Consider the following 25169-nt stretch of genomic DNA (forward strand, 5'->3'; position numbering starts at 1 on the left):
AATGTACGGAAAAATCAAGGAACATTTACAGCAAGAGCTGAACCAGATCAAAGAAGACGGTCTTTTTAAGGAAGAACGCATTATTGTAACACCACAAGATGCCGTAATCAAAATATCTACCGGTGAAGAGGTAATAAATTTTTGTGCCAATAATTATTTGGGACTTTCCTCTCACCCAGATGTAATACAGGCCGCCAAGGATACTATGGACACCCATGGCTTTGGTATGTCATCGGTACGATTTATATGTGGCACACAGGACATACACAAAGAACTGGAAAAAAAGATAGCCGAGTTTTACGAAACAGAGGACACCATATTATATGCGGCTGCCTTCGATGCCAACGGTGGTGTCTTTGAACCTTTGTTAACGGCGGAAGATGCTATTATCTCAGATTCTCTAAACCACGCTTCTATCATAGACGGAGTAAGGTTATGCAAGGCAAAACGCTATCGCTATGCCAATAGTGACATGGCAGACCTAGAAAAGCAATTGCAACAGGCCAATGCGGACAATGCACGTTTTAAAATAATTGTTACGGATGGTGTCTTTTCTATGGACGGCCTTGTAGCACCATTGGACAAAATTTGTGACCTAGCGGACAAATATAACGCCCTTGTAATGATAGACGAATGCCATGCGGCAGGTTTTATAGGTCCAAAAGGCAAAGGAACCTTAGAAGAAAAAAATGTGATGGGGCGCATAGACATTATAACGGGCACCTTGGGTAAAGCCCTAGGTGGTGCCATGGGGGGTTACACTACCGGTAAAAAAGAAATTATAGAACTTTTAAGACAACGCTCTAGACCGTATCTATTCTCAAACTCGCTGGCTCCCGCCATTGTTGGGGCCTCTATCAAGGTTTTTGACATGCTCTCAAATGACACCTCTCTAAGGGACACCTTGCAAAAAAACACCGAATATTTCAAAAAAGGGATGAAAGATGCCGGCTTTGACATCATTGATGGCGACTCTGCAATAGTTCCGGTTATGTTATATGACGCCAAACTCTCACAAACAATGGCGAATAAACTGCTAGAGAAGGGAATTTACGTCATTGGATTCTTTTATCCAGTGGTACCCAAGGGCAAAGCCCGTATAAGAGTACAGCTCTCAGCTGCTCATAAGAAGGAACATTTGGATGCTGCTATCAAGGCTTTTACAGAAGTCGGAAAAGAGTTGAAAATCGTTTAAATGCATGTTTTACAGTATTAACTGCGTTAAAAAAAATAGGAAATTGATTTTGTTAATAATATTTAACAACTTACATTTGCAGCTAATAAACACTTAAACTTAAAAATTTGAACATGAAACATCTTAGCAAATTATTAGTTGTTGTCCTACTTGTTGTAGGTTTTAACAACATACAAGCGCAAGACGAGAATAATCCTTGGCAAGTACAGTTCGGGGTTAACGCTATTGACGTATATCCAACTGGGGATGTAAGTTCTTTTGGTAACGAATTCTTCAATGCGAACGATCACTGGAACATTTTGCCTTCTATCTCTTATGTAGGAGTTTCTAGAAGTGTTGGTGAAGGATTTTCTATTGGAGCAAGAGGTTCCTTGAACAAAATCAGCAAATTAGGTGATGTTAGCGTTGATGATCTTTCTCACTATGCTATAGATGGTACAATAAAATATGACTTCATCAAGAGACATACTGTTATCGATCCTTTTGTTGAGATCGGTGGTGGTTATACTTGGATTGATGAAATCGGTGCTGGTACTGTAAACGGTGGTGTTGGTTTGAACATCTGGTTCACTGAAAACTTAGGTCTTACACTTCAATCTTCTTACAAGCATGCTTTTGAAGATTACGGTTATCAACACTTCCAACACTTAGCTGGTATCTCTGTTAAATTTGGTGGTACAGATACTGATGGTGACGGTGTATATGACAAAGACGATGCTTGTCCAGAAGTTGCTGGTCTAGAAGCTTTCAACGGTTGTCCTGATTCTGACGGCGATGGTATAGAAGATAGCAAAGATAGCTGTCCTAACGAAGCTGGTTCTAAAGAAATGAACGGTTGTCCAGATGCTGACGGTGACGGTGTTGCCGATAAAGACGATGCTTGTCCTAACGAAGCTGGTCTTGCTGCTCTTGCAGGTTGTCCAGATGCTGACGGTGACGGTGTTGCCGATAAAGACGATGCTTGTCCTAACGAAGCTGGTCCTTCTGAAAACAAAGGATGCCCATGGCCTGATACTGATGGTGACAGTGTTCTTGACAAAGACGATCAATGTCCAGAAGTTGCTGGTACTGTAGCTAACGCTGGTTGTCCAGAAGTAACTGAAGAAGTTCAAAAACAATTGAACGACTATGCTAGAACTATCTTGTTCGACACTGGTAAATCTTCTATCAAAGCTGAGTCAACTTCTGTAATGGTTGATATCATCACAATCTTGAAAGAATATCCAAACGCTAAGTTTACCGTAGAAGGTCACACTGATAGCGTAGGTAGTGCTAAATTAAACCAAAGCCTTTCTGAATCTAGAGCTCTTTCTGTAAAAGAATTCTTAGTAGAAAAAGGTATTGAAGAATTTAGATTATCTGCTGTAGGATACGGTGAAGATAAGCCAATAGCTACTAACAACACTAGTGCTGGTAGAGCTCAAAACAGAAGGGTAGAAATCAATTTAGTAAAATAAGAGGACAAAAACCTTAAGTGTTTTAATAAATTAAAAGCTCCGCAAATTGCGGAGCTTTTTTATTTTTACACCATGCAAAGTTTTCTAGAAGAAGTTATAGATGATTTATACGGACAACAACGTAATATAACAGCATATATTTACGTACTACCCAGCAAACGTGCCGGTACGTTCCTTAGAAACGCCATATCTAAAAAACTTGGCAAAACCATTATATCGCCCGATATATACAGCATAGAAGAGTTTATAGAAAAAATATCCGGCTTATCGTACGCAAGCCAAACACAACAAATATTCGAACTTTATGATTCTTACCTAAAGGCAGGCCCTGAAGAAAAAGAACCGTTCGATTCTTATCTAAATTGGGCACAGACCCTTTTACAAGACTTTAATGAAATAGACAGATATTTAATAGATGCAAGTGACCTCTTCTCTGGCTTATCGGCTATACAAGAAGTAAATCATTGGTCTTTAAAAAGTGAAAAAACAACCCTTATGGAGAACTATCTCCATTTTTGGCAAAACCTGAATAGTATATACGAACATTTTAACAACAATCTGTTAAACAAACAATTAGGACACCAAGGGTTGGTATATAGAAAAGCGGTCGAAAACATAGATTCTTATGTAAAAGACGAGAAACAAAAACATGTTTTTCTAGGTTTTAACGCCCTTAATACTGCAGAAAGCAAAATAATACAAACCATTTTAGCAACTGGCGAATCTCATATTTACTGGGATATAGACCCTTACTTCTTAAATGATAAGATACATGACGCAGGCCTGTTTATAAGAAAACATAAAGCCACTTGGCACCATTTCGCTTCCAATGATATTGAGGGTATCAGCAATCATTATCTTTCTTCAAAGAATATCGAAATCATCGGAGTACCCAAAAATATTGCCCAAGCAAAATATGTAGGTTCATTGCTTACAAAACTACAAGAAGAAAAACCTGAATCACTTAAAAATACGGCAATAGTCCTCGGGGATGAATCATTACTGAATCCACTCATTAATTCTTTACCCGCAACTATTCCATCCATCAATATAACCATGGGGCAAAAACTAGCCCTTTCAGGTTTGGCCAGCTTTTTCGATTCTTTTTTGGACCTTCATCTGACAAAAACCTCAAAAGGATGGTTCTATAAAGATTTTATATCCTTTCTCTCCCACTCCAATACCGGCTTGCTCTTAAACCACGTTGGAGTGGAAACAAACAAATTGATAACCTCCATCAATCTAAAAAACTGGACGTATATTAAAGACACCCATTTGGACATACTTTTTTCAAATAATGAAAAAATTAGATCCATATTCTTTGATCCGTACCAAAACCCAAAGCAGTTGATCGATAGGTGCCACTATCTAATTGAAAAATTCAAAGATGAATTTATAGCCACTTCAAACAAAATTGAATTAGAGCACCTGTACAAGTTTCACAAACTATTTAACCAAATAGAGGAACTTACGACACAGTATCATTTCTTGACCACATTAAAAGGTTTTCATAATTTATACAAACAACTACTATCCTCCGAAACAATGGATTTTCAGGGAGACCCATTAGAAGGTTTACAGGTAATGGGAATGCTGGAGAGCAGAAATATAGATTTTGAAACCATTATTCTAACCTCAGTGAACGAAGGTATTCTACCCTCGGGCAAATCGAACAATTCTTTTATACCCTTTGATCTAAAAATAGAATATGGCCTACCCACCTATAAAGAGAAAGATGCAGTATATACCTATCACTTTTATAGGTTATTACAAAGGGCAAAAAACATATACCTTCTATACAATACAGAACCCGATGTTTTAGAAGGAGGTGAAAAAAGCAGGTTGATCACCCAATTGTTGACCGATGAAAACCGAACTGATATTGTTGAAAAAATTGCTGCTCCAAAAATAACTGTCATCCCAACAGAAAAGCAACAAATCTCTAAAACACCAGATTTAGTTCAACTTATAAACGATTATACCCAAAAAGGTTTTTCTCCTAGTTCTTTGAGCAACTATATTAGAAATCCCATAGATTTCTATAAACAAAACCTTATGAATATTGCCGAAACCAACTCGGTAGAGGAACATGTGGCCGCCAATACCTTTGGTACCATCATACATGATACCTTAGAAGAACTATACACCCCCTTTATCGGTACGGAACTCAATGTAGAAAATTTACAAAATGCCAAAAATCAAATAAAGGGACTGGTCAAAATAAATTTTGAAAAAACATACTTGGACGGTAATATTACCTCTGGAAAAAATCTAATTGCCCACAACGTCATCATTAAATACATCGAAAATTTTATTGATGCCGAGATCAAAGAACTAAAAACACAAAATATAAAGATCGTTGCCCTCGAACAGAAGTTGAAAGTCGAATTACATATTCCTGGTATAGAGCAACCGGTTATACTCAAAGGTAAGTTAGACAGGATAGATATCGCAAACGGTGTTACTAGGATAATAGATTTTAAAACAGGAAAAGTAGAACGTAGAAATGTAGAAATAACCGATTGGAAGGCGTTAATTGATGATTATGGCTACAGCAAGGCTTTTCAGCTACTCTGTTACTCGTACATGTTCTTAAAGACGCATACTGATACAAGCGAACTGAACGCAGCTATTATATGCCTTAAAAACCTAAAATCGGGATTACTGCAATTTGCCCAAAAAGAATCGTCTCGTAGTAAAAAGAACATACTTATTAACCACGAGACGATAACTCTTTTTGAGGAACAACTTTTTTTGTTGATCAAAGAAATTTGTAACGCCGATATTCCGTTTATAGAAAAAGACGTTTAACCTATCTATTTTTTATCAGGTCTGGTAGGTCTCACCTCTATCTTACTTGGCAAGGTCCTTGGATGCATTTTTAAAAGGTCCAGCACCAATTCACCTATATCCTCCGGTTGAATTTTCCATGCATCCTTTTCATCGGGTACGTTATGGTTAAAATTAGTGGCGACAGAACCTGGCATAATGGTAGATACCTTAATGTCGTACTTTCTTAAATCTAACATTGCTGCCTGTGTAAAACCTACCACGCCAAATTTAGAAGCATTATATCCGGCACCCGAAGCAAAAAAATTGGTTCCTGCCAAACTTGCCAATGTAATATAATACCCTTTAGTTTTTTTAAGTTCCTCTACAGAAGCTCTCAGAGTATGAAACGCACCGGTAAGATTGGTATCTATCATTTGATGCCAAGCCTCTTCCGTCATCTCATCAATCGGAGCAAAATTACCGACCCCTGCATTCGCCAATACAACATCTAGCTGCCCCCAAGTTTCCACAATTTTTGAAACGGCTTTCTTCTCCTCTTCCATTTTGGCCACATCGGAAACAATACCTAAAACCGAATCGTCGTTAAAATCCTTTAAGGCCTGATCCACACTTTTTTGGGACCTTCCGCTTATGGCAACTTTCATACCTTGAGACAACAATGTTTTAGCCACAGCAAAGCCAATACCTTTAGTACCTCCAGTAATGTAGGCTACTTTATTCTTCAAATCTTTCATAAGTCCAATATTAAAATTATTGCAAGTTACTACTTCTTCAATTTTAATGTTGTTGGTATGGATTACAAATTAACGGATATGATTTACTATATTTAAGACACACTAAAAACAAGTAACATGAACAGAATAGTCCTATGGTCCATTACGGTAGCTTTAGCCGGTTTTTTATTCGGATTTGACACCGTCGTAATTTCTGGAGCAGATAAACAACTACAGGCCCTATGGGACAGTTCAGATTCTTTTCATGGTTGGGTGGTTATTTCCAGTGCTTTGTGGGGCACTGTACTTGGGGCATTGTTCGCTGGTATACCTACCAATAAATTCGGCAGAAAAAACACGCTCATTTGGATCGGTATTCTTTTTACTGTTTCGGCCATAGGATCTGCCTTGTCCAACGACCCTATAACCTTTGCGATTTTTAGGTTTATAGGTGGTATAGGTGTGGGTGTATCTACCATAGCGGCTCCTGCCTATATTTCTGAAATATCGCCCGCAAACAAAAGAGGGAAATTGGTCGGTTTTTACCAATTTAGTTTGGTTTTCGGAATTTTGATCGCGTTCGTTTCCAACTTTATGCTTAGTGGTCTAGGGGAAAATGCATGGCGATGGATGGTAGGTGTAGAAGGCATTCCAGCCATTATATACACCCTATTCGTACTCACCGTACCAAAAAGCCCCCGATGGTTAATTACCCAGGGCAGAACTGAAGAAGCTAAAAAAGTGCTTCGTACGATAGATCCCGACGAAGATGTGGATGCCACGGTAGCCTTGATCCAACAAGACGATAAAAATAATGTAAGTGGAGAATCTATTTTTATGAAAAAATATAGATTTCCCTTGATATTAGCCTTCTTAATTGCCTTTTTCAACCAAGTTTCCGGTATTAACGCATTTTTATATTATGCTCCCCGTATATTCGAAGAAGCAGGTTTAGGAGAGAGTACCGCCCTTTTAAGTAGTGTAGGCATTGGGATTACCAATATGTTGTTTACCCTTTTGGGCATTAACCTTATAGACCGGTTAGGACGTAAGCAGTTAATGTACATAGGCTCTTTTGGCTATATTCTTTCATTGACCTTGGTCGCATGTGCCTTCTTTTTGGAGTGGGAAGGGTTAGCCGTACCTATTTTCCTTTTTATATTTATAGCCGCACATGCCGTTGGCCAAGGCAGTGTTATCTGGGTCTTTATATCTGAGGTGTTTCCCAACCACTTGCGTGGAAGCGGTCAGGCATTTGGTTGCTCTGTGCACTGGATATTGGCGGCGGCCATACCAGCAGCAATTCCATTCCTGTTTTCTACAATCGGGGCCGGAACAGTATTCCTCTTCTTTGCAATTATGATGGTATTGCAACTTTTATGGGTGCATTTTATGATGCCGGAAACCAAAGGGGTATCGTTAGAAGAGCTGAGCAAAAAATTGGTAAAGGAGTAGTTTTACATTTTGCACTAAATGGACAGGAAGCTATTACCCAGCTTAATGTCCTGTACCAAGTCTTGAATTCTGGTTTCTTTTAACCTTTTTACAAAGTCATTTTTAGAATCACTAAATAGATTATGTAAAGGACAAGGGTGTTTTGCATCACATTTATGTAGTGAAAGTACGCACGTCTCTAACCTATATCCCCCATCAATTGCCGTAATAATATCTATTAAAAACCTATTACATTCTTCCTTGGTCATATAAAACCCGCCGTTGGGTCCACGTGTAGAAGAAATTAAATTTTCACGTGTTAATTCTTGCATCAATTTGGAGAGATACGCCTTTGGCACACCTGTTTGCTCACTTAAATCTTTGGCCAATATTTTATTTTCTTCCGAAGAGTTGGCAGCGAGATACAATACAGCGATCAATGCATACTTGGCAGAATTAGAAATCATATTACAATTTTATCAAATTTAAAAATCTTTCCCTTTATCAATAATTAAAGATTAAAAGACTTTTTTATCCTTAATATGACTAATGTCATATTTAATCGTAATCATGGGAGATAAATTTGTTGTTATTAATTCGTAAATAACTATTCCATGAAAAAAGTCTCAAAAAGTATATTGGCAATCCTTACCCTAGTTCTACTAAGTTGCGGAGGTAAGGAAGAAAAGAAAAAAGAAGGTTTCAGCGTTACACGTGAAAAAGCCAAGACCGAAAAGCCGGCCGAAGCTACGCCAACAACCAATACCACAACAGCATCTGAACGTATCGATTTAGACAACAAAGGTGTAGGTCCTATACAATCTGTAACATTGGCTCCAGAAATTGATCAGAACCTGGCTAAAAAAGGTGAAGAACTGTATAATCAAATGTGCTTGGCCTGTCACAGACCGAACAAAAAATTTATTGGTCCGGCACCCACTGGCATTTTAAAAAGACGTAGCCCCGAGTGGGTCATGAACATGATTCTTAATCCTGAGGTTATGGTCAAAGAAGACCCTTTGGCAAAAGACCTTATGGCAGAATTTAATGGCGCCCCAATGTCTAACCAAGGTCTGACCGAAGAACAGGCAAGAAGTATTCTAGAATTTTTTAGAACACTGGATTAATAAATAAGAAAAGTCCAACTATAAAAACTGTCATCGACAGATATAATAACCACAAATACAATTCCAATGAAAAAATATTCAATTTATCTAAGTGCTATCCTAGGGTCGCTACTGACTCTTTCGGGATGTGGCAACCAAGACGGAAAAACGACGTCGAACGGAGCTCTCGCTTCAAATAATGCGGAAAAAGTATATGTTGCACCAGGTGAACAAGACGAGTTTTACGCCTTTATGTCCGGGGGATATAGTGGTAACCTCACCGTTTACGGCCTTCCATCTGGGCGAATGTTCAAAGAAATTCCTGTTTTTTCACAATTTCCAACATCTGGTTATGGCTATTCGGAAGAAACCAAACCCATGCTCAATACCTCTTTTGGTTTTATTCCCGCTGATGATGCCCACCATCCCGATATTTCACAGACCGACGGGGAACTAGATGGTAGATGGATTTTTATTAACGGTAACAACACCCCTAGAATCGCCAGAATAAGCTTGAGTACTTTTGAGACCGAGGAGATTATTGAAATACCTAACAGTGCAGGTAACCATAGCTCTTCTTTTATAACAGAAAATACGGAGTATGTAGTGGCCGGTACTCGTTTTTCAGTGCCGATTCCCCAACGAGATATGCCGATTAAAGAATACAAAGGTAATTTTAAAGGATCTTTATCTTTTATCAGTGTTGATCCCGAAGATGGTAGAATGGACCTTAAGTTTCAAGTATTGATGCCAGGTTTCAACTACGACCTTTCGCATCCCGGCCGTGGAAAATCTCATGGATGGTTCTTTTTTACAACCTATAATACCGAAGAAGCAAATTCTCTGTTAGAGGTTAACGCATCTCAAAACGATAAGGATTTTATTGCCGCCATTAACTGGAAAAAAATTGAAGAATATATAGCAAATGGAGGCGGTACGACCATGCCGACAAATTACGCCCACAACGTTTACGACGAAACAACGCATACAGCTACTTCTACCATGAAAAAAGAAGTATTGACCATAGATCCGACAAAAGTGCCGGGTGCCGTATACTTTTTACCTACACCAAAATCTCCTCATGGGGTAGATGTTGACCCAACGGGAGAATACATTATAGGTAACGGAAAACTTTCTGCCGACCTTACCATTCACTCGTTCGATAAAATGATCGCAGCAATTGAGAACAAAAAATTTGATGGTGAGGCATACGGTATTCCTATCTTAAAGTTCGAAGATGTACTTGCCGGAACTGTAAAAAGTGGAGGATTAGGACCCTTACATACAGAATTTGATGGCGAAGGAAATGCGTATACCACATTCTTTATCTCTTCTGAGGTTGTTATGTGGAAACTTGGAACTTGGGAAGTTATTGATAGAAAACCAACATTCTATTCCGTAGGGCATTTAATGATTCCCGGTGGAAACTCTAAAAAGCCCTTTGGTAAATACGTAGTGGCAATGAACAAGATTACCAAAGACAGATACTTGCCAACTGGACCAGAATTAGAACATTCTGCTCAGTTATACGATATTTCAGGTGATAAGATGGAGCTTATTTATGATTTTCCAACTCACGGAGAACCACATTATGCTGCGGGTATTCCTGCATCACTTTTGGCTCCTAAATCACAAAAAATCTATAAACTGGCAGAAAACGAACATCCATTTGCAGTGAAAAATATTCCGGATGCAAAAGTCGTAAGAGATGGTAATACGGTTCATGTATACATGGCAATGATCCGCAGCCACTTTACCCCTGACAATATTGAGGGCATTAAGGTTGGCGATAAGGTCTATTTTCATATTACCAACCATGAGCAAGATTTTGATGTCCCACACGGCTTTATGATGATCGGTGCCAATACTTCAGGATTGCTAATTATGCCAGGGCAGACCAAAACAACCCTTTGGGAACCCAAACAAGAAGGTGTATGGCCATTCTATTGTACCGATTTCTGTTCCGCTTTGCACCAAGAGATGCAAGGTTACGTAAGAGTTTCTCCCGCCAATTCCAATATAGATCTTTCATGGTCTGTGGGAGAATAGTTTAATGGGGTTATCTATAGACCCAACCAAAAAGCAGGTCGCTTAAAGGGCCGGCCTGCTTTTTATTCTCAATAAGGTATTTCGAAAGATTTAATTTTAAGATAGTGTAAGATGAAAAGGGCTAGTATAATAATGATCGTGGGTTCTTTATGTTTATTGGGGTTGTTTGCATTTCCTCTTTGGAACATAATGTTGGGAGCTCCACAATATCCCGACCCCTTAGGTATGAACATTCATATTACGGGTATTCAGGGAGTTTCTGAATTCGACCTACAAAATATAGATGGCCTTAACCATTACATTGGCATGAAAACCATCCCCAAAGCCGATGAAATGTGGGAGTTCAATGTTTTCCCCATAGTAATTATCGCGATGGTCATTTTAGGCCTATTACTAGGTGGCTTGGGATTCATTGGTAAAATAGATCATAGGTATTTTCTAGGTTGGTTTGTATTAATGTCGGTCTTGGGAATTATGGGGATGTATGATTTTAACCTCTGGTTAACCGACTATGGATCTAACCTAGACCCACATGCCATCATAAAAGTAATTAATGAAGATGGAACCCCTATGACCTATAAACCGCCTCTTTTTGGTTACAAAAAGTTGCTGAATTTTGATGTAAGTTCAATGCCCGCTACAGGAGCATGGTTAATGTTCATAGGTATGACCCTTACCCTAGTTGCATTTTTCATAGGGTGGAAAAGTAAACAGTCCAGCTCATCCGACACAAATCATAAACCGGCAACACCATGAAAAATTCAACAATCATTATAGGTATTCTGATCCTTCTGATGTCGGTTGCCTGCAATAATGGGCCCAAACCCATTGACTACGGGGCCGAAGGGTGTCATTTTTGTAGCATGACCATTGTAGATAAACAACATGCCGCACAGTTCGTAACCAAAAAAGGCAGAACCTATTCGTTCGACGCCTCTGAGTGTATGTTAAACCACTTAAAAGAAATAGATCGCACGACAGTAGCTCAATACTTGGTAAACGATTATAGCCATCCAGGTACGTTCGTAGATGCCACTATCGCCACCTATCTGATCAGTAATAACATACCAAGCCCTATGGGCGAATATCTAACCGCTTTCAACAGCTTAGAATCGGCAAGCAAAGCAAAAGAAGACAACGGCGGAGAACTGTTTACCTGGCCACAATTGTTAGCTAGGTTTGGGGTAACAAATTAAAAAATATCTTGCTACTGTTCCTTAAGGGTTCAGTAATCGCAGATGCTGTTTTTATGGCAACAATGGCTCTAAGCGCTATTATTTCAACACTCGTAAAATACGGCAGCCCCTATAAATGGCACTCAAATATTCATAAAAAAGACCATTTCAGATGAAACTCATAAAACTACATATTACAACCATACTATTTTTATTGTTTACCCAAATAGGTCTATCGCAGACACACTCTTGTACCCATTGCAATATGGTCATAAAGAATAAGGCGTTTAAGGCCAAAATAGAAACCAAAACAGGTAAAACCCTGCATTTTGATGCGATTGAATGTTTGGTCAATTATCTCAACCCTAAAAATGAAAAAACATTTAACAAGTTGTATGTAACCGATTATGACCAGCAACGGTATATCAACGCTGAAAATGCCTTTTATTTAAAAAGTGACGCCATTAAAAGCCCCATGGGAGCCAATCTTTCCGCATATAGATCTTTAGAAAAGGCGACCAAAAAACAAGAAGAAAAAGAGGGAGAAATATTCACTTGGCTACAATTAAGAGAGCGTTTTGTTTCTTCTGGGTTGGGTGCAACAAACCATTCGCACCATCATAACGCCAATTCGTATGCTCCCGTAGGTATTATGGGAGACCACTTGCATCCTCAGGGAGGTCTAATGGTATCATTACGATACATGAATATGAATATGGACGGTAACCGAGAAGGAAACGACAAAATTTCCAACGACGCCATTTATGAAAATTATATGGTGGCACCGCAAAAAATGACCATGCAAATGTATATGCTCGGTATCATGTATGCTCCTTCAGATAACTTAACGTTGATGCTGATGCAAAATTTCATATCCAAAAATATGGACCTTACCGCCCAAATGACAATGGATAACGGTATGCCAATGCTTACCGATTTTTCTACCTCATCTTCTGGTATTGGTGATCTTAAAGCAGGCTTTTTATACGGCCTAATATCTCATGAAAAATTTTCCTTACACTCCAACCTTACCCTTAATATTCCAATAGGTGATATCGAAAATAGGGATGATACCCCAATGATGGTTGATGCAAAACTACCATATGCAATGCAGTTGGGCTCTGGCACTTTTGACCTTACTATCGGTGCTACCCTAAAAGGAAACTTCGGTGATTTTTCTTGGGGGGTACAGCCTCTGGCAACTATTAGAACCGGTGAGAATAGCCAAGATTATCGGTTTGGGAATCTATTTGAGCTCAACAGTTGGTTAGGATATGGTTTCTCTAAAACCATAAGTTCCTCATTAAGGTTGAGCGGCAGTACGGAAGGTGAGATTCACCATGCCGATTCTGACCTAAACCCTATGATGGTGACCACAGCTGATACCAATAATTATGGCGGTGAAATTGTTAGGGGAGCGTTGGGGCTAAACGTTCTTTTATTAAAGAGCAAATTAGTGTTTAGCGCTGAAATTGTTTCGCCTTTGTACCAAAATTATAATGGCATGTTCATGAACGAAAAACTAACCCTAAATGGTGCGTTGAAATATACCATATTGTAAACGATAAAGACCATGAAACAAGTAGTGTTCTTATTAATTTTGATTTTCAACCTTCTTTCAGGGGTGTCGCAACAGCCAAAAAGAATTACTGTATGTGAAACTTGTGAATTAAAATCTATTGCCGAAGCAATTAAAACAGCTTCTGACCACGATACTCTTGTTATTAAAAAAGCGACCTATAAAGAATATAACATCTTGGTAGATAGACCGCTGACCATTATTGGGGAAAACTACCCCGTGATAGATGGTGAGGACAAAGGGGAAATTATTCGCATAGTGTCGGACAATGTCACCATAGACGGACTCTTCATTATCAACGTAGGTACAAGTTACACATCAGATTATGCCGCTATACGCGTGGTAAAGAGCGAAAACTTTGTGATACAGAACGTAGTGCTCGAAAAATTGTTTTTCGGCATCTATTTAGAAAAGTCCAACCACGGTAAAGTATATCACAACAAAATTGTTGGTGATGCCCAAGATGAATATAATTCGGGTAATGGCATTCAACTTTGGTACTCCCATAATATAGAGGTAAGCAATAACATTGTTCAAGGCGCAAGAGATGGTATCTACTTGGAATTTTCCCATAATGTTAAGATCCATAATAATAAAAGTACCGACAATCTAAGGTATGGTCTTCATTTTATGTTTTCAGATGATGATGTCTACACCAACAATGTCTTTGAGAACAATGGGGCCGGAGTGGCCGTAATGTTCTCTAAAAGAATTACCATGAAAGGCAATACTTTTAGAAAAAACTGGGGAACAGCTGCCTTTGGTGTATTGCTAAAAGAAATTAACGATGCCGAAATAATCGAAAATACGTTTGAGGAAAACACTATTGGCATCCATATAGAAGGATCTAACCGAATCACTTATAAAGGAAACAATTTTATAAAAAACGGATGGGGCATTAAAGTGCTTGGGGCCTGTTATACCAACACCTTTAGTGCTAATAATTTTCTTTACAACAGTTTTGACATCTCTTATAACAGTAAGTTGAACGACAATGTTTTTGATGGTAATTATTGGAGCAATTATACAGGTTATGACCTGGACAAGAACGGTATTGGCGATGTTCCGTACCGGCCAGTAAAACTTTTTTCCTATGTAGTAAACCAAACCCCAGAAGCTATTATTTTACTACGGAGTCTATTTATGGACATCATTGATTTTTCTGAAAAAGTTTCTCCCGTTTTTACCCCTGATAATTTAATGGATATTAACCCCCTAATGACAAAAGTACAATGATTCATATAGAAGGTTTATGTAAGAAGTTTGGTAAAAACAAGGTGCTATCCGACCTTGACCTAAACATAGAAGAAGGGGGTGTTTTTGCCGTTCTTGGGCCCAATGGTTCTGGCAAAACCACCTTGATCAAAAGTGTGCTGGGCATGGTGGTACCAGATAAGGGCCGTATTTCTGTAATGGGCGAACCCATTAAAAAAAACTGGAAATACCGCAAAAAAATAGATTATCTGCCGCAAATAGCAAACTTTCCGGGCAACCTACGGGTTAAAGAACTAATACGAATGATCAAAGACCTTAGGCAGGGCGAAAGCAATGAAGAAAAGCTAATAACCTTGTTTAAACTAGAACCTTTTTTAGATAAAAAACTTTCCACCCTTTCTGGTGGTACCAAACAAAAAGTGAACATAGTTTTGGCCTTTATGTTCGATAGTCCTTTGCTTATACTGGACGAGCCCACTACAGGGCTGGATCCCGCTTCCTTGATACACCTTAAAGAATTGATCCGTGAACAAAAACAAAAGAAGAAAACTATTTTGATCACCTCTCATATTATGCAGTTCGTTGCAGAGGTTTCTGATATAATCATCTATTTGTTAGAAGGCGATATCTACTTTAAAGGGACCATTGCCGAACTAAAAACCAAGACCGCACAAACTGATTTAGAACATGCCATCGCAAGCATAGCAACTACACCAGCCCATGTTTAAAATATTAAAATATAGTTTTTACGACCTTATACGTAGCCGTTGGAGCTATGTATACTTCCTCTTTTATCTATTATTAGGTTTTGTATTACTGTTTTTGAACAATGATATTTCTAAGGCAATCATTACCCTAATGAACGTTATTATTATTCTAGTGCCCTTGATCAGTACTATTTTTGGCATAATGTATTTCTACAATTCAAAAGAGTTTACCGAATTGTTACTGGCCCAACCGATCAAACGATCCTCTATTTTCTTGGGACAATACTTTGGTGTGGCCGGTTCTTTAACATTAAGTCTTGTTTTTGGCCTGGGTATACCATTTGTGCTATATGGCCTCTTTAAAAGTGATGCTATTTTCGACTTTACACTGCTATTGGTTACCGGAGCTTTCTTAACCTTGATCTTTACCGTATTATCATTTAATATTGCCCTCTCTAATGAGAACAAGATTAAAGGTTTTGGGTATGCCGTTTTGTTATGGCTATTTTTAGCGGTAATATATGATGGTCTGTTTCTTATGTCTTTGATCGTTTTTAAAGAATACCCTTTAGATGGTTTTTCTTTGGCGGCAACTATGTTCAACCCCATAGATCTTTCTAGAACCCTAATTCTTTTAAAATTGGATATTTCGGCCCTTTTGGGATATACCGGAGCTGTTTTTAAAAAGTTTTTTGGTACGGACCAAGGACTTTTTATTTCTATGTTCATGCTTGTTTTATGGACCGTTCTACCTATTTGGCGATTGGTGATAATCTCTAAGAAAAAAGATTTCTAATTTAGTACCAATAAAATGGCAAGACATATGGTACATCTTAAGAACCACACCCGAACGGCTCTGGTGTATTTTGTCTTGGCCGCTTTTCTTGGTTGTGTTCTAAGGTTTTTTAGAGTCTTGGAAATTCCCGTAACCTATAAGTTTATTGTTCATACCCATTCGCACATAGCTCTGTTAGGCTGGGTATACATGGCACTAACCACATTGCTCTACAAACTCTATTTAAGCAAATCGGGAGTTGATAAAAAATACAATAGAATTTATTGGTTTACACAGCTTACCATGGTTGGCATGCTACTGACCTTTCCATTTCAGGGTTATGCTTTTTTTTCTATCGTTTTCTCCACTCTTTTTTTATTCGCATCCTATTGGTTTTCTTGGTTTTTTTATAGAAACATCCCTGCAAATCTTAAATCTTCCAAGTCCATAAGGTGTGCCATGGCCGCCATATTCTATTTACTGATTTCAAGTATTGGTCCGTGGGCATTGGGGGCAATTATGAGCATTCTTGGAAGCGAATCCGTCTGGTATCGCTTGGCCATTTATTTCTATCTTCATTTTCTATATAACGGATGGATGATGATGGCATTGGTAGCCATCTTTATCTTCATTTTAGAAAAACACCGTATTAACATCCCAACAAATAAATTTAACCGATTCTTTTGGTTCTTAAACATAGGGATCGTGCTCTCTTTTCTGCTATCTACCTTATTCGCAGAGCCTACTATGGCCTTCTATATTTTTGGTGGTATAGGAGCTGTTTTACAACTGTTGGCTTTTTACGATTTATTGCAGTTTATAATGGGCGTTCGTAAACAATTTACCGCATTATTTTCTAGATTTCATCAAAACACATTAAAGTTGGTTGTTGTATTGTGGGGTATAAAAATGCTCTTGCAATTATTGACGGCCATACCATATTTTACTCATTTGACAGTCACGTATCTAGATTTTACCATCGGCTATTTACACTGGACATTTTTAGGGGTGGTTACAATCTCATTGATGTTGTTTTTAAACCGATGTAAACTTCTGATCCTAAACAAGGGCTTTTTTTATTTGTATGTGGTAGGTTTTGCCTTTACAGAAACATTAATTTTCTATAAGGCCATTACATCTTGGTTATCTACACCCTTGTTTTCTTCGTACTATTTGATTTTGGCCCTTTCCAGCACACTTATTCTTGTCGCTCTTTTTGGATTATGGATAAAAAATAAGCCAAACACGATACTTAATAAAACTTAAACGTCCTCAACTATTGATATACCAAAACCTGAGGACGTTTAAACTAATGACCCAAAATATCATTGTACCTGAAATTGCTTTAAATCAGGTTTGCTATGATAATTAAAGCACTAAAAAGTAAGCTTATCAATAAGAGATTAAACGTAATTTTAGAATTTAATTGGGCCAGTACCGCAGCATTGTAGGCCATACACAAAATTGTTACGAAGAAAACCAATATCATTTTATAAAGATCTTGCATATTGGACATAAGTAACAGCATTGCAGCAGCCGAACCTAAACAGCTTTGTGCAATAATGGCTATTGTAGAGTATCCGGTCTGCCGGCTTTTAAACTCTTCTAAGAGATTATTGTACACCTGAACTATTTTACTCCTTTTCCGATTTTTGTCGGAATATTCTATGGGATGCGATGCCGATGTTTTCATGATAATCGATTTTCCGTTTTTTGATGCTTAAAAAAATAGGTCTGGGTATTTAGACCATAGCCTTCATTTGTTTTTCCAATTCGTTCGCTTTGGTGAAAAGTATGTTGTTCTCTAGGTGAATGTGACGGTGCAGGTCTTCTTCAAACTCTTGTAATAACGAATATGTAACCTTATAAGTGGTACAGGCATCCGCGGGTGGAGTATAGCCATTGCTTAATTCTGCAATCGTCCTAAAACGTTCGCCTTCGTGATCGTGCTCGTCCATCATTGCATGGATCGGATTAGAAACACTACCAAAATGGGGTCTACTCAAGGTTTGGCCAGACTGTTTTGCCTCTACCATCTTACGTATAAATGGGAAGAGCACTAATTCTTCTTTTTTCATATGCATGGCCAGTTCCCCTGCAGAAACATTAAAAAGCTCTTTGATCTTAAAAAGTTCAGGATGTTTTTGCCCATGAACCCGACAAAGCTTATCTAAATATTGTTTTAATACAGTGCTTTGTTTTTCAACATACCTATGATGTTTTTTCTCAATATAGTCAACAAGAAGGTCTAACGACCATGATTTAAAATCAATGGCGTCATTTGTGCTCTCTTGCATAGCTGCGTTCAATTCATTGGTTAACAGGTCTACACTTAAATTGTTTTTTGTGGCAACCTCTTCAAGTGTGCGGTTACCCCGACAGCAAAAATCAATTTTGTGATTTTTAAAAACTTCGGCAGCTCTATAATCTTTAGCTACTATTTCACCTATGGTTTGGGTCTGTCTCATAATCTGTCTATTTATTGTTAGTACATAAATTAGGACAATTTTGTCCGATTTAATTTTAAATTTTTTTTTAGCGTCGCAAATAAGTTAGTTCCTGCTCTAGCCCCATGGTCATATCATATAAGGTGGTGCTTTCCAACATATTCTTTAACTCGGCACGTATCTGAACAAATCTATTGTGAACAGGGCAAGGTTCTTTGGCATTACATCTCTTTAGCCCAAGCCCACAGCCTTCATATACATTGTTACCATCTATGGCATATACGATCTGAGAAAGTTTTATTTGTGAAATGTTATTTTTTGAAATCTCAAAACCGCCAGACGAACCCTTTATGGATTCTACAATGTCATTCTTAGAGAGCTGTTGTAAAACTTTGGCAGTAAAAGCCACTGGAGAATCAATTTTTTCTGCTATTTCCTTTAAACTCACACGCGTACCCTCTAGCGATTTTAATGCTATATAGATGGATGCCCTTATGCCGTATTCACATGCTTTTGAAAACATTTTTTCTCTTTGTTTTACGATACAAAGATATACTATTTTTTAATTCGGACTAATTTGTCCTAATTAATTTTAAGCTTAGTACATACCATAAAGTAGTTATTTCGATTCTAAAACAGTATCAAATCTCATTTGTGTGAGCATACAGCACCTTTTTAAGATATATTCTATAACACCTTGAACATAATATACGTGTCTACTAAACCAAGTTTTCTATGTCTAAACCCGTTAGGCGTTGTTCCTATAATTTTAAAACCATATTTTTTCCATAGTTCAACGGCACTTTTGTTTGTACTGACCACAATGTTAAACTGAATGGCCAAAAAATTATTCTTTTTGGCAAACTTCAACGAATGCTCACATAATTGTCGCCCTATTCCTTTTCCTTGTGCGTTGGGGTGTACCATATAACTACAATTGGCAATATGGTTTCCTAAATCTATCTGATTAGGTTTTATTATATAAGTTCCCAAAATTTTACCGTTCTCTTCATATACGAACGTATTCATGTAATCGGCAAACCAATGTTTCTGAATATCTTTTTCTGCTGTGTCCGGGCTAAAAACATAAGTGTCACCAGTTGCGATAACTTGGGAGAATATTTCCCATACCGCCTTATAATCGTTTTTTGTCGCCTTTCTGATCATTGTGTAAGTTTTTAATGTTGTAGATATGAAAACCGTGAATAAAACAATGCAAAACAGCCCCGACCACAACGGGTATAGCATCTATTGCAAGATTATAAACAATTTACATAACACTAGAAACAAAGTTCCATGTTCTTAACTTTATAATGTTCTTATTTGATAAAGCATATAAAGCCACACCGAGAGCCGAAAAACCAATTAAATTAATCATTCTTTAAATGAATTAGAGTTCTATCCCTATAATTGGCTTCTGAGATAACATTCTCAATTTTATCCAATTGCTCAAAATTATTGGTAAACTCTCTTGTGTCCTACAATAATCTTAAATGAAAACCATACATAAACGAACCTATTAGAAATATACCTTTCTATAACTGAGAAAAAAGAGCTTTGACTCCTCTAAAGAGTCCTAGAAAAATTTCTAAAAAAATTAATATACCGCAAAGTTACCTATTTGATTCTTTCAATAATTATAGCGTAACCCATACCAACGCCTACACACATAGTTGCCAATCCGTATTTTCCACCAGAACGAATTAATTGATTTGTTGCAGCCTGAATAATACGAGTGCCTGACATTCCTAAAGGGTGCCCTAGAGCAATAGCACCTCCATTAGGATTTATTCTTGTATCGTCATCAGCTAAACCAAGTTCACGTATGCAAGCTAATGCTTGCGAGGAAAATGCTTCATTGAACTCCATGACATCCATATCACTTAACTTTAAACCAGCTTTTAGTAAGGCTTTTTTGGTGGCATACACAGGACCTATTCCCATAATTCTTGGTTCTACACCAACCACGGCAGAAGCCACGATTCTTGCTTTTGGGGTTAAATTGTACTTTTTCAAAGCATCTTCAGAAACAACTAACATTGCAGCTGCACCGTCATTTAACCCTGATGAATTACCAGCTGTAACAGTACCATCTTTTTTGAATACGGTTCTTAAAGTAGATAGTTTTTCTAAAGTTGTACTAGGACGTATAAATTCGTCCTGGTCCACAACCATCGGATCTCCTTTTCTCTGTGGAATATCTACTGGGCAAATCTCTTCAGCCAAGATTCCGTTTTGTTGTGCTTTGGAAGCTTTCATTTGAGAATTGTATGCAAACAGATCTTGATCTTCGCGGCTAATGTTGAATAGCTCAGCTAAGTTTTCAGCAGTAACGCCCATAGCATCTGTACCGTACATTTCTTTTAATTTAGGATTCACAAAACGCCATCCGAAACTGGAATCCTCCATTTTTGAATCATTACCAAATGCTATAGAAGCCTTTGACATCACGTAGGGTCCACGAGACATATGCTCCATACCGCCTACAATAAAAACATCACCGTCACCGGCTTTAATTGCTCTATTGGCTTGAACTACAGTAGACATACCCGATGAGCATAATCGATTAACCGTTTCTCCTGGTACTGAATATGGAATACCTGCCAGAAGCAATGCCATACGGGCAACATTTCGGTTGTCTTCGCCTGCTTGGTTATGACACCCTAAAATAACGTCATCGATAACATCTTTGGGCAAGTTTGGATATTTTTCAAGTAAAGCTTTTATGGGGATCGCTGCCAAATCATCTGCTCTGATTGGAGCCAGAGCACCTCTAAAACTTCCTATTGGTGTTCTTAATGCGTCAACTATATATGCTTCTTTCATTCTTTTATAATTTTTCTACAAATTTTGCGTCAGTTTTTTCTCGAACCTCCTCCAAACTACTTCCAGGCAGTATTTCTACAAGTGTCAATTGACCCGCTATAAATTTGAAAACCGCTAATTCGGTAATTAACATATCTACACAGTTGAAATCTGTAATAGGTAAGCTACATTTTTCAACCACTTTAGAAGCCCCATCTCTATCTGTATGTCTTAAGGTGACTATTAATTTTTTTGCTCCAGAGGCCAAATCCATAGCGCCGCCAACCCCTAGTAGAGGTTTTCCTGGAACCGTCCAATTCGCCAAATTTCCTGCAGCATCTACTTCTAGTCCGCCCATTATAGCAACATCTATATGGCCGCCGCGAATCATGGCAAAACTATCGGCACTATCGAAATAACTACTTCCTGGTAAAGCGGTTACTGGCACTTTACCTGCATTTACCGGGTAAAACATTGCGCCACCGCCATCTTTCGGTTCAGGACCAACGCCTAACATACCGTTTTCCGTATGTAGTATAATACCATCTTCTGGTTTAATCAAGTCTGCTACTAAAGTAGGAATGCCAATACCCAGATTTACCACGTCACCCTTTTTCAATTCGGCAAATGCTCGTTTCGCCATATTCATCCGTTTTTCATCAACTACTTTGGAGGAACCTACCGATGCCGAAGAACCTAAATCTTCTTCGGTCAATTTTCGTTCTACCAAAAAATCGACATAACAACCAGGTGTATGAATTTCATTCGGATCTAATTCTCCAACAGGAACAATCTCCTGAACTTCAGCTATAACGATATCTGCAGCGGTAGCCATGGCTCTGTTGAAATTCTGCTCGGTCATTCTGTATTGAAGATTGCCTGCCGTATCTGCTTTCCAAGCACGAATGATGGCTACATTACCTCGTATGCCTTCAATAAAGACCTGTTCTTTACCGTTCAGTATTTTAGTTTCTCGTCCTTCGGCAATTAGAGTGCCTGCCGAAGTTGGTGTATAAAATCCGCCAATGCCTGCGCCACCTGCTCTTATGGCTTCGGCTAAAGTGCCTTGTGGCAGTAATTCATAGTCTACGCGACCTTCTTGTGCAGCCAAGACCGCTTCTCGGTTAGAAGTAAAAAAAGAACCTATCATTTTTTTCAACTGTCCGTTATTCAACAAACGGCCACCACCCATATTAGGTTCGCCTACATTATTGGCTATAAAGGTTAAGTCTTTGGTTTTTGTTTTAGCCAATTCATGAATGATATTTACAGGGTTTCCCGTCATACCAAAGCCTCCGCCTAAAATAACATCCCCATCCTTTACTAAACTTGCAGCCTTTTCGGCTGATATTATAGGAACTATTTTCATAATTGTTTGTCGCTAATATTCATAGGTTTCAAAAGGTAGTCCTACATAATTTTCTGCAATGGTAGTTCTACTGGCTTTTGACATTTTCAGATAATCGAATTTCGCCTTCTGTAACTTATAATTATAAGAACCATGTTCCTCTTGTTTATGAAAAAGTGTGGTCATGAAATTAGAAAAATCTTGTGCTCTCCATATTCTACGTAGCGCCATTTGCGTGTAGTTATCTATGTCATCTGTAGAATTATGCTTGTAAAAACTTACCAGACCATCTACCAAATGTTTTACATCGGCAATTGCTAGATTCAGCCCTTTTCCGCCAGTTGGAGGAACAATATGAGCAGCATCTCCAGCTAAAAACAAACGACCTGAACTTAGATTGTCAATCATGTGACTACGCATTGGGGTAATACTCTTATCGAATATAGGGCCTGCTTTAAGCTCAAATCCTGGTGTCGCCAAGCGTGTTGATAGTTCGCTCCAGATACGGTCGTCCGACCAATCGTCAGGTGATTCTCCATTGGGTACTTGTACATACAATCTACTAACGGTTTCAGAACGGAGACTGTGCAAGGCAAATCCATTTTCATGGTAAGCGTAAATCAGTTCATCTGTTGAAGGTGCAACATTTGCCAAAATACCCAGCCAGCTAAACGGATAGGTGATATCATAAGAGCGATAGTTGTCTTTAGGCATTGTCTTTCTACCTACACCATGAAAACCGTCACAAGCTGCAACAAAGTCACATTCTAAAATTCCGTCTTCACCAGCATGTTTAAAATGAATTTTCGGGTTCTTTGTATCAAAATCTACAATTTCGCTAGCACCGGCTTCAAAATAAAGTTCTTCATCAGCATCCAACCAAGCATCGGTCATATCCTTTACAACTTCTTGTTGTCCGTAAATAGTGATTTTTCGTCCTCCGGTAAGTTCGGCGAAAGGAATATGTACCCGTTCGGAATCAAAACTCAAATTAACCCCATCGTGCTCAATACCTTCTTTCTTCAAACGGTCGGCCAAGCCCAGATCATTCATGATATCAACAGTGTTCTGTTCGAGCAAACCTGCGCGAACACGCCCTTCAACATATTCTCGGCTGCGAAGTTCTAGAATAACGGATGAAATTCCATTTCTTTTCAACCAGTGCGCTAATGTCAACCCCGCCGGACCAGCTCCTATAATTCCTACTTGTGTTTTAATTTTTTTCATTTGGTGCTATTAAAGTTTGATGTTATTTTCTTGAAATACCTCTTCGGCAGAGTGCATGGCATCATTAGCTGCTGGCAAGCCACAATAAATACCTGATTGCAATATGACTTCTTTGATTTCAGCTGCCGATACACCATTGTTGAAAGCTGCCTTTACATGCATTTTAAACTCCGCTTTTCGATTTAAAGGAATCAACATTGAAAGCGTTATTAAGCTTCGGTGGTGTTTTGATAATCCTGGTCTGGTCCAAATTTCGCCCCATGCATAGTGAGATATAAATTCTTGAAAATCGGTATTAAACTTGTTTTTATTGCCGTTCGCCCTATCTACATGTTCGCTGCCCAAGACCGTTCTGCGTACGTGCATACCTCTATCAAAAGTGAATTCACCCACTATAAAGTTGATAAGCGTCTCCGCATAGTCAAATGGTAATTCGGTACTTGGTAAATGTCGCGCATGAAATACTTTCATCTTTGCACCGGGAATCTCTTCTTGTATTTTTTGGGCAGCAGCTACATTGGTTACCACATCTTCATCACCCGTAATGATCAAGGTTTCTAAAGGTATCGTTTTAACAACCTCCCTGAAATCAGCGGCACCAATTGCAGCGCAACAGGCTGCATAGCCTGCAGGTTTGTTTGCCAAAAACATCGTGGTCATTTCTGCTACACGGGATGTATTGTTCTTGCGAAAGCCATCGGTGAACCATTTCTCCATAGTACCCTCAACAATAGAAGTCATTCCGTTTTCGGTAATGGTTTTTATGCGTTCGTTCCAACTTTCTACCGTTCCGATTCTTGAATCGGTATTACTGATAATTAGTTTATTTAGTCTCTCTGGATGGTTAATGCCTAACCATTGACCTATGAGTCCTCCCATAGATAATCCACAAAAATGCACTTTGTCAATGTTCAGTTCGTTCAAAAGATCGATAACATCGTTTCCTAATTGCTCAATGCTATATGGGCCTTTCGTAGATTCACTTTGACCGTGACCTCGGGTATCATATTGTAACACCCTGAAATAAGGTAATAGATACGGCACCAGTTCATCCCACATTTCCATGGTAGCCCCTAAAGAATTGGAGAACATTAAAACAGGACTATTTGGTGTGCCTTGTATTTTATAGTTGGTTTTCATAGTG

At 38.4% G+C, this 25169-nt stretch carries 23 protein-coding genes; 13 read left to right on the top strand and 10 right to left on the bottom strand.

The window, feature by feature from the left end; all coding sequences use genetic code 11:
* Position 1 precedes the first annotated feature (1 nt).
* The 3 genes from kbl to J8L85_RS02235 all read left to right on the top strand — a co-directional run bounded on the left by kbl (position 2) and on the right by J8L85_RS02235 (position 5463).
* A complete protein-coding gene (gene kbl / locus J8L85_RS02225) occupies positions 2-1195 on the top strand; it encodes a glycine C-acetyltransferase (protein ID WP_211014115.1) in 1194 nt (397 codons plus the stop codon).
* Between the two features lie 113 nt (positions 1196-1308).
* Positions 1309-2652, top strand: coding sequence for an OmpA family protein (locus J8L85_RS02230; RefSeq protein ID WP_211014117.1), 1344 nt, complete (start codon positions 1309-1311; stop codon positions 2650-2652).
* Positions 2653-2724: 72 nt separating this feature from the next.
* Positions 2725-5463: a PD-(D/E)XK nuclease family protein gene (locus tag J8L85_RS02235; RefSeq protein WP_211014120.1), complete on the top strand. Its 2739-nt coding sequence runs from the start codon at positions 2725-2727 to the stop codon at positions 5461-5463.
* A gap of 5 nt (positions 5464-5468) precedes the next feature.
* Here the strand turns inward: J8L85_RS02235 and J8L85_RS02240 are convergent, their stop codons facing one another.
* Positions 5469-6179, bottom strand: coding sequence for an SDR family oxidoreductase (locus J8L85_RS02240; RefSeq protein WP_211014122.1), 711 nt, complete (start codon positions 6177-6179; stop codon positions 5469-5471).
* 117 nt (positions 6180-6296) lie between these two features.
* Between J8L85_RS02240 and J8L85_RS02245 the strand changes: the two genes are divergently transcribed.
* Entirely contained in the window at positions 6297-7613 is a 1317-nt protein-coding gene (locus J8L85_RS02245) for a sugar porter family MFS transporter (RefSeq protein WP_211014124.1), read from the top strand.
* Between the two features lie 14 nt (positions 7614-7627).
* On the opposite strand, the gene J8L85_RS02250 is transcribed toward J8L85_RS02245, so the two are convergent.
* Positions 7628-8059 carry an Rrf2 family transcriptional regulator gene (locus tag J8L85_RS02250; RefSeq protein WP_211014126.1) on the bottom strand — a complete coding sequence of 144 codons (432 nt, stop codon included), beginning with the start codon at positions 8057-8059 and terminating at the stop codon, positions 7628-7630.
* A 147-nt stretch (positions 8060-8206) separates the two neighbouring features.
* Here J8L85_RS02250 and J8L85_RS02255 point away from each other — a divergent pair, with 147 nt between their 5' ends.
* The 9 genes from J8L85_RS02255 to J8L85_RS02295 all read left to right on the top strand — a co-directional run bounded on the left by J8L85_RS02255 (position 8207) and on the right by J8L85_RS02295 (position 17464).
* Positions 8207-8719, top strand: coding sequence for a cytochrome c (locus J8L85_RS02255; RefSeq protein WP_211014128.1), 513 nt, complete (start codon positions 8207-8209; stop codon positions 8717-8719).
* A gap of 66 nt (positions 8720-8785) precedes the next feature.
* Positions 8786-10747, top strand: a complete 1962-nt coding sequence (nosZ, locus tag J8L85_RS02260) for a Sec-dependent nitrous-oxide reductase (RefSeq protein ID WP_211014131.1) — start codon at positions 8786-8788, stop codon at positions 10745-10747.
* Between the two features lie 111 nt (positions 10748-10858).
* Positions 10859-11503, top strand: a complete 645-nt coding sequence (locus J8L85_RS02265; protein WP_047247009.1) for a hypothetical protein — start codon at positions 10859-10861, stop codon at positions 11501-11503.
* Complete coding sequence (locus J8L85_RS02270) at positions 11500-11943, top strand: nitrous oxide reductase accessory protein NosL (protein WP_211014133.1); 444 nt, start codon at positions 11500-11502, stop codon at positions 11941-11943. Before J8L85_RS02265 ends, J8L85_RS02270 begins: the two co-directional genes overlap by 4 nt.
* Before the next feature lie 151 nt (positions 11944-12094).
* On the top strand, positions 12095-13483 hold the full coding sequence (locus J8L85_RS02275; protein WP_211014135.1) for a nitrous oxide reductase accessory protein NosL: 1389 nt from the start codon (positions 12095-12097) through the stop codon (positions 13481-13483).
* A gap of 12 nt (positions 13484-13495) precedes the next feature.
* Positions 13496-14737, top strand: a complete 1242-nt coding sequence (locus J8L85_RS02280; RefSeq protein ID WP_211014137.1) for a nitrous oxide reductase family maturation protein NosD — start codon at positions 13496-13498, stop codon at positions 14735-14737.
* On the top strand, positions 14734-15444 hold the full coding sequence (locus tag J8L85_RS02285; RefSeq protein WP_211014139.1) for an ABC transporter ATP-binding protein: 711 nt from the start codon (positions 14734-14736) through the stop codon (positions 15442-15444). The genes J8L85_RS02280 and J8L85_RS02285 overlap by 4 nt, the downstream gene beginning before the upstream one ends.
* Positions 15437-16219: a nitrous oxide metabolic protein gene (locus tag J8L85_RS02290; RefSeq protein ID WP_047247006.1), complete on the top strand. Its 783-nt coding sequence runs from the start codon at positions 15437-15439 to the stop codon at positions 16217-16219. Before J8L85_RS02285 ends, J8L85_RS02290 begins: the two co-directional genes overlap by 8 nt.
* Before the next feature lie 15 nt (positions 16220-16234).
* The gene (locus J8L85_RS02295) at positions 16235-17464 is read left to right on the top strand and encodes a hypothetical protein (RefSeq protein ID WP_211014140.1); all 1230 of its coding nucleotides are present in this window, start codon (positions 16235-16237) and stop codon (positions 17462-17464) included.
* A 79-nt stretch (positions 17465-17543) separates the two neighbouring features.
* Here the strand turns inward: J8L85_RS02295 and J8L85_RS02300 are convergent, their stop codons facing one another.
* The 8 genes from J8L85_RS02300 to pcaD all read right to left on the bottom strand — a co-directional run bounded on the left by J8L85_RS02300 (position 17544) and on the right by pcaD (position 25165).
* Positions 17544-17891: a hypothetical protein gene (locus tag J8L85_RS02300; RefSeq protein WP_247656535.1), complete on the bottom strand. Its 348-nt coding sequence runs from the start codon at positions 17889-17891 to the stop codon at positions 17544-17546.
* A 49-nt stretch (positions 17892-17940) separates the two neighbouring features.
* Positions 17941-18666: an iron-sulfur cluster repair di-iron protein gene (gene ric / locus J8L85_RS02305; protein ID WP_211014142.1), complete on the bottom strand. Its 726-nt coding sequence runs from the start codon at positions 18664-18666 to the stop codon at positions 17941-17943.
* 67 nt (positions 18667-18733) lie between these two features.
* Positions 18734-19168, bottom strand: a complete 435-nt coding sequence (locus tag J8L85_RS02310; protein ID WP_211014144.1) for an Rrf2 family transcriptional regulator — start codon at positions 19166-19168, stop codon at positions 18734-18736.
* 164 nt (positions 19169-19332) lie between these two features.
* Complete coding sequence (locus J8L85_RS02315) at positions 19333-19812, bottom strand: GNAT family N-acetyltransferase (RefSeq protein WP_211014146.1); 480 nt, start codon at positions 19810-19812, stop codon at positions 19333-19335.
* A gap of 450 nt (positions 19813-20262) precedes the next feature.
* Positions 20263-21471, bottom strand: a complete 1209-nt coding sequence (gene pcaF / locus J8L85_RS02320; protein WP_211014148.1) for a 3-oxoadipyl-CoA thiolase — start codon at positions 21469-21471, stop codon at positions 20263-20265.
* 4 nt (positions 21472-21475) lie between these two features.
* On the bottom strand, positions 21476-22819 hold the full coding sequence (locus tag J8L85_RS02325) for a 3-oxoacid CoA-transferase (RefSeq protein ID WP_211014150.1): 1344 nt from the start codon (positions 22817-22819) through the stop codon (positions 21476-21478).
* 12 nt (positions 22820-22831) lie between these two features.
* Positions 22832-24025, bottom strand: coding sequence for a 4-hydroxybenzoate 3-monooxygenase (locus J8L85_RS02330; RefSeq protein ID WP_211014152.1), 1194 nt, complete (start codon positions 24023-24025; stop codon positions 22832-22834).
* Between the two features lie 9 nt (positions 24026-24034).
* On the bottom strand, positions 24035-25165 hold the full coding sequence (gene pcaD / locus J8L85_RS17970; RefSeq protein ID WP_247656536.1) for a 3-oxoadipate enol-lactonase: 1131 nt from the start codon (positions 25163-25165) through the stop codon (positions 24035-24037).
* Positions 25166-25169 lie beyond the last annotated feature (4 nt).

The sequence above is a fragment of the Maribacter sp. MMG018 genome (genome assembly GCF_018100785.1).
Lineage (GTDB): Bacteria > Bacteroidota > Bacteroidia > Flavobacteriales > Flavobacteriaceae > Maribacter.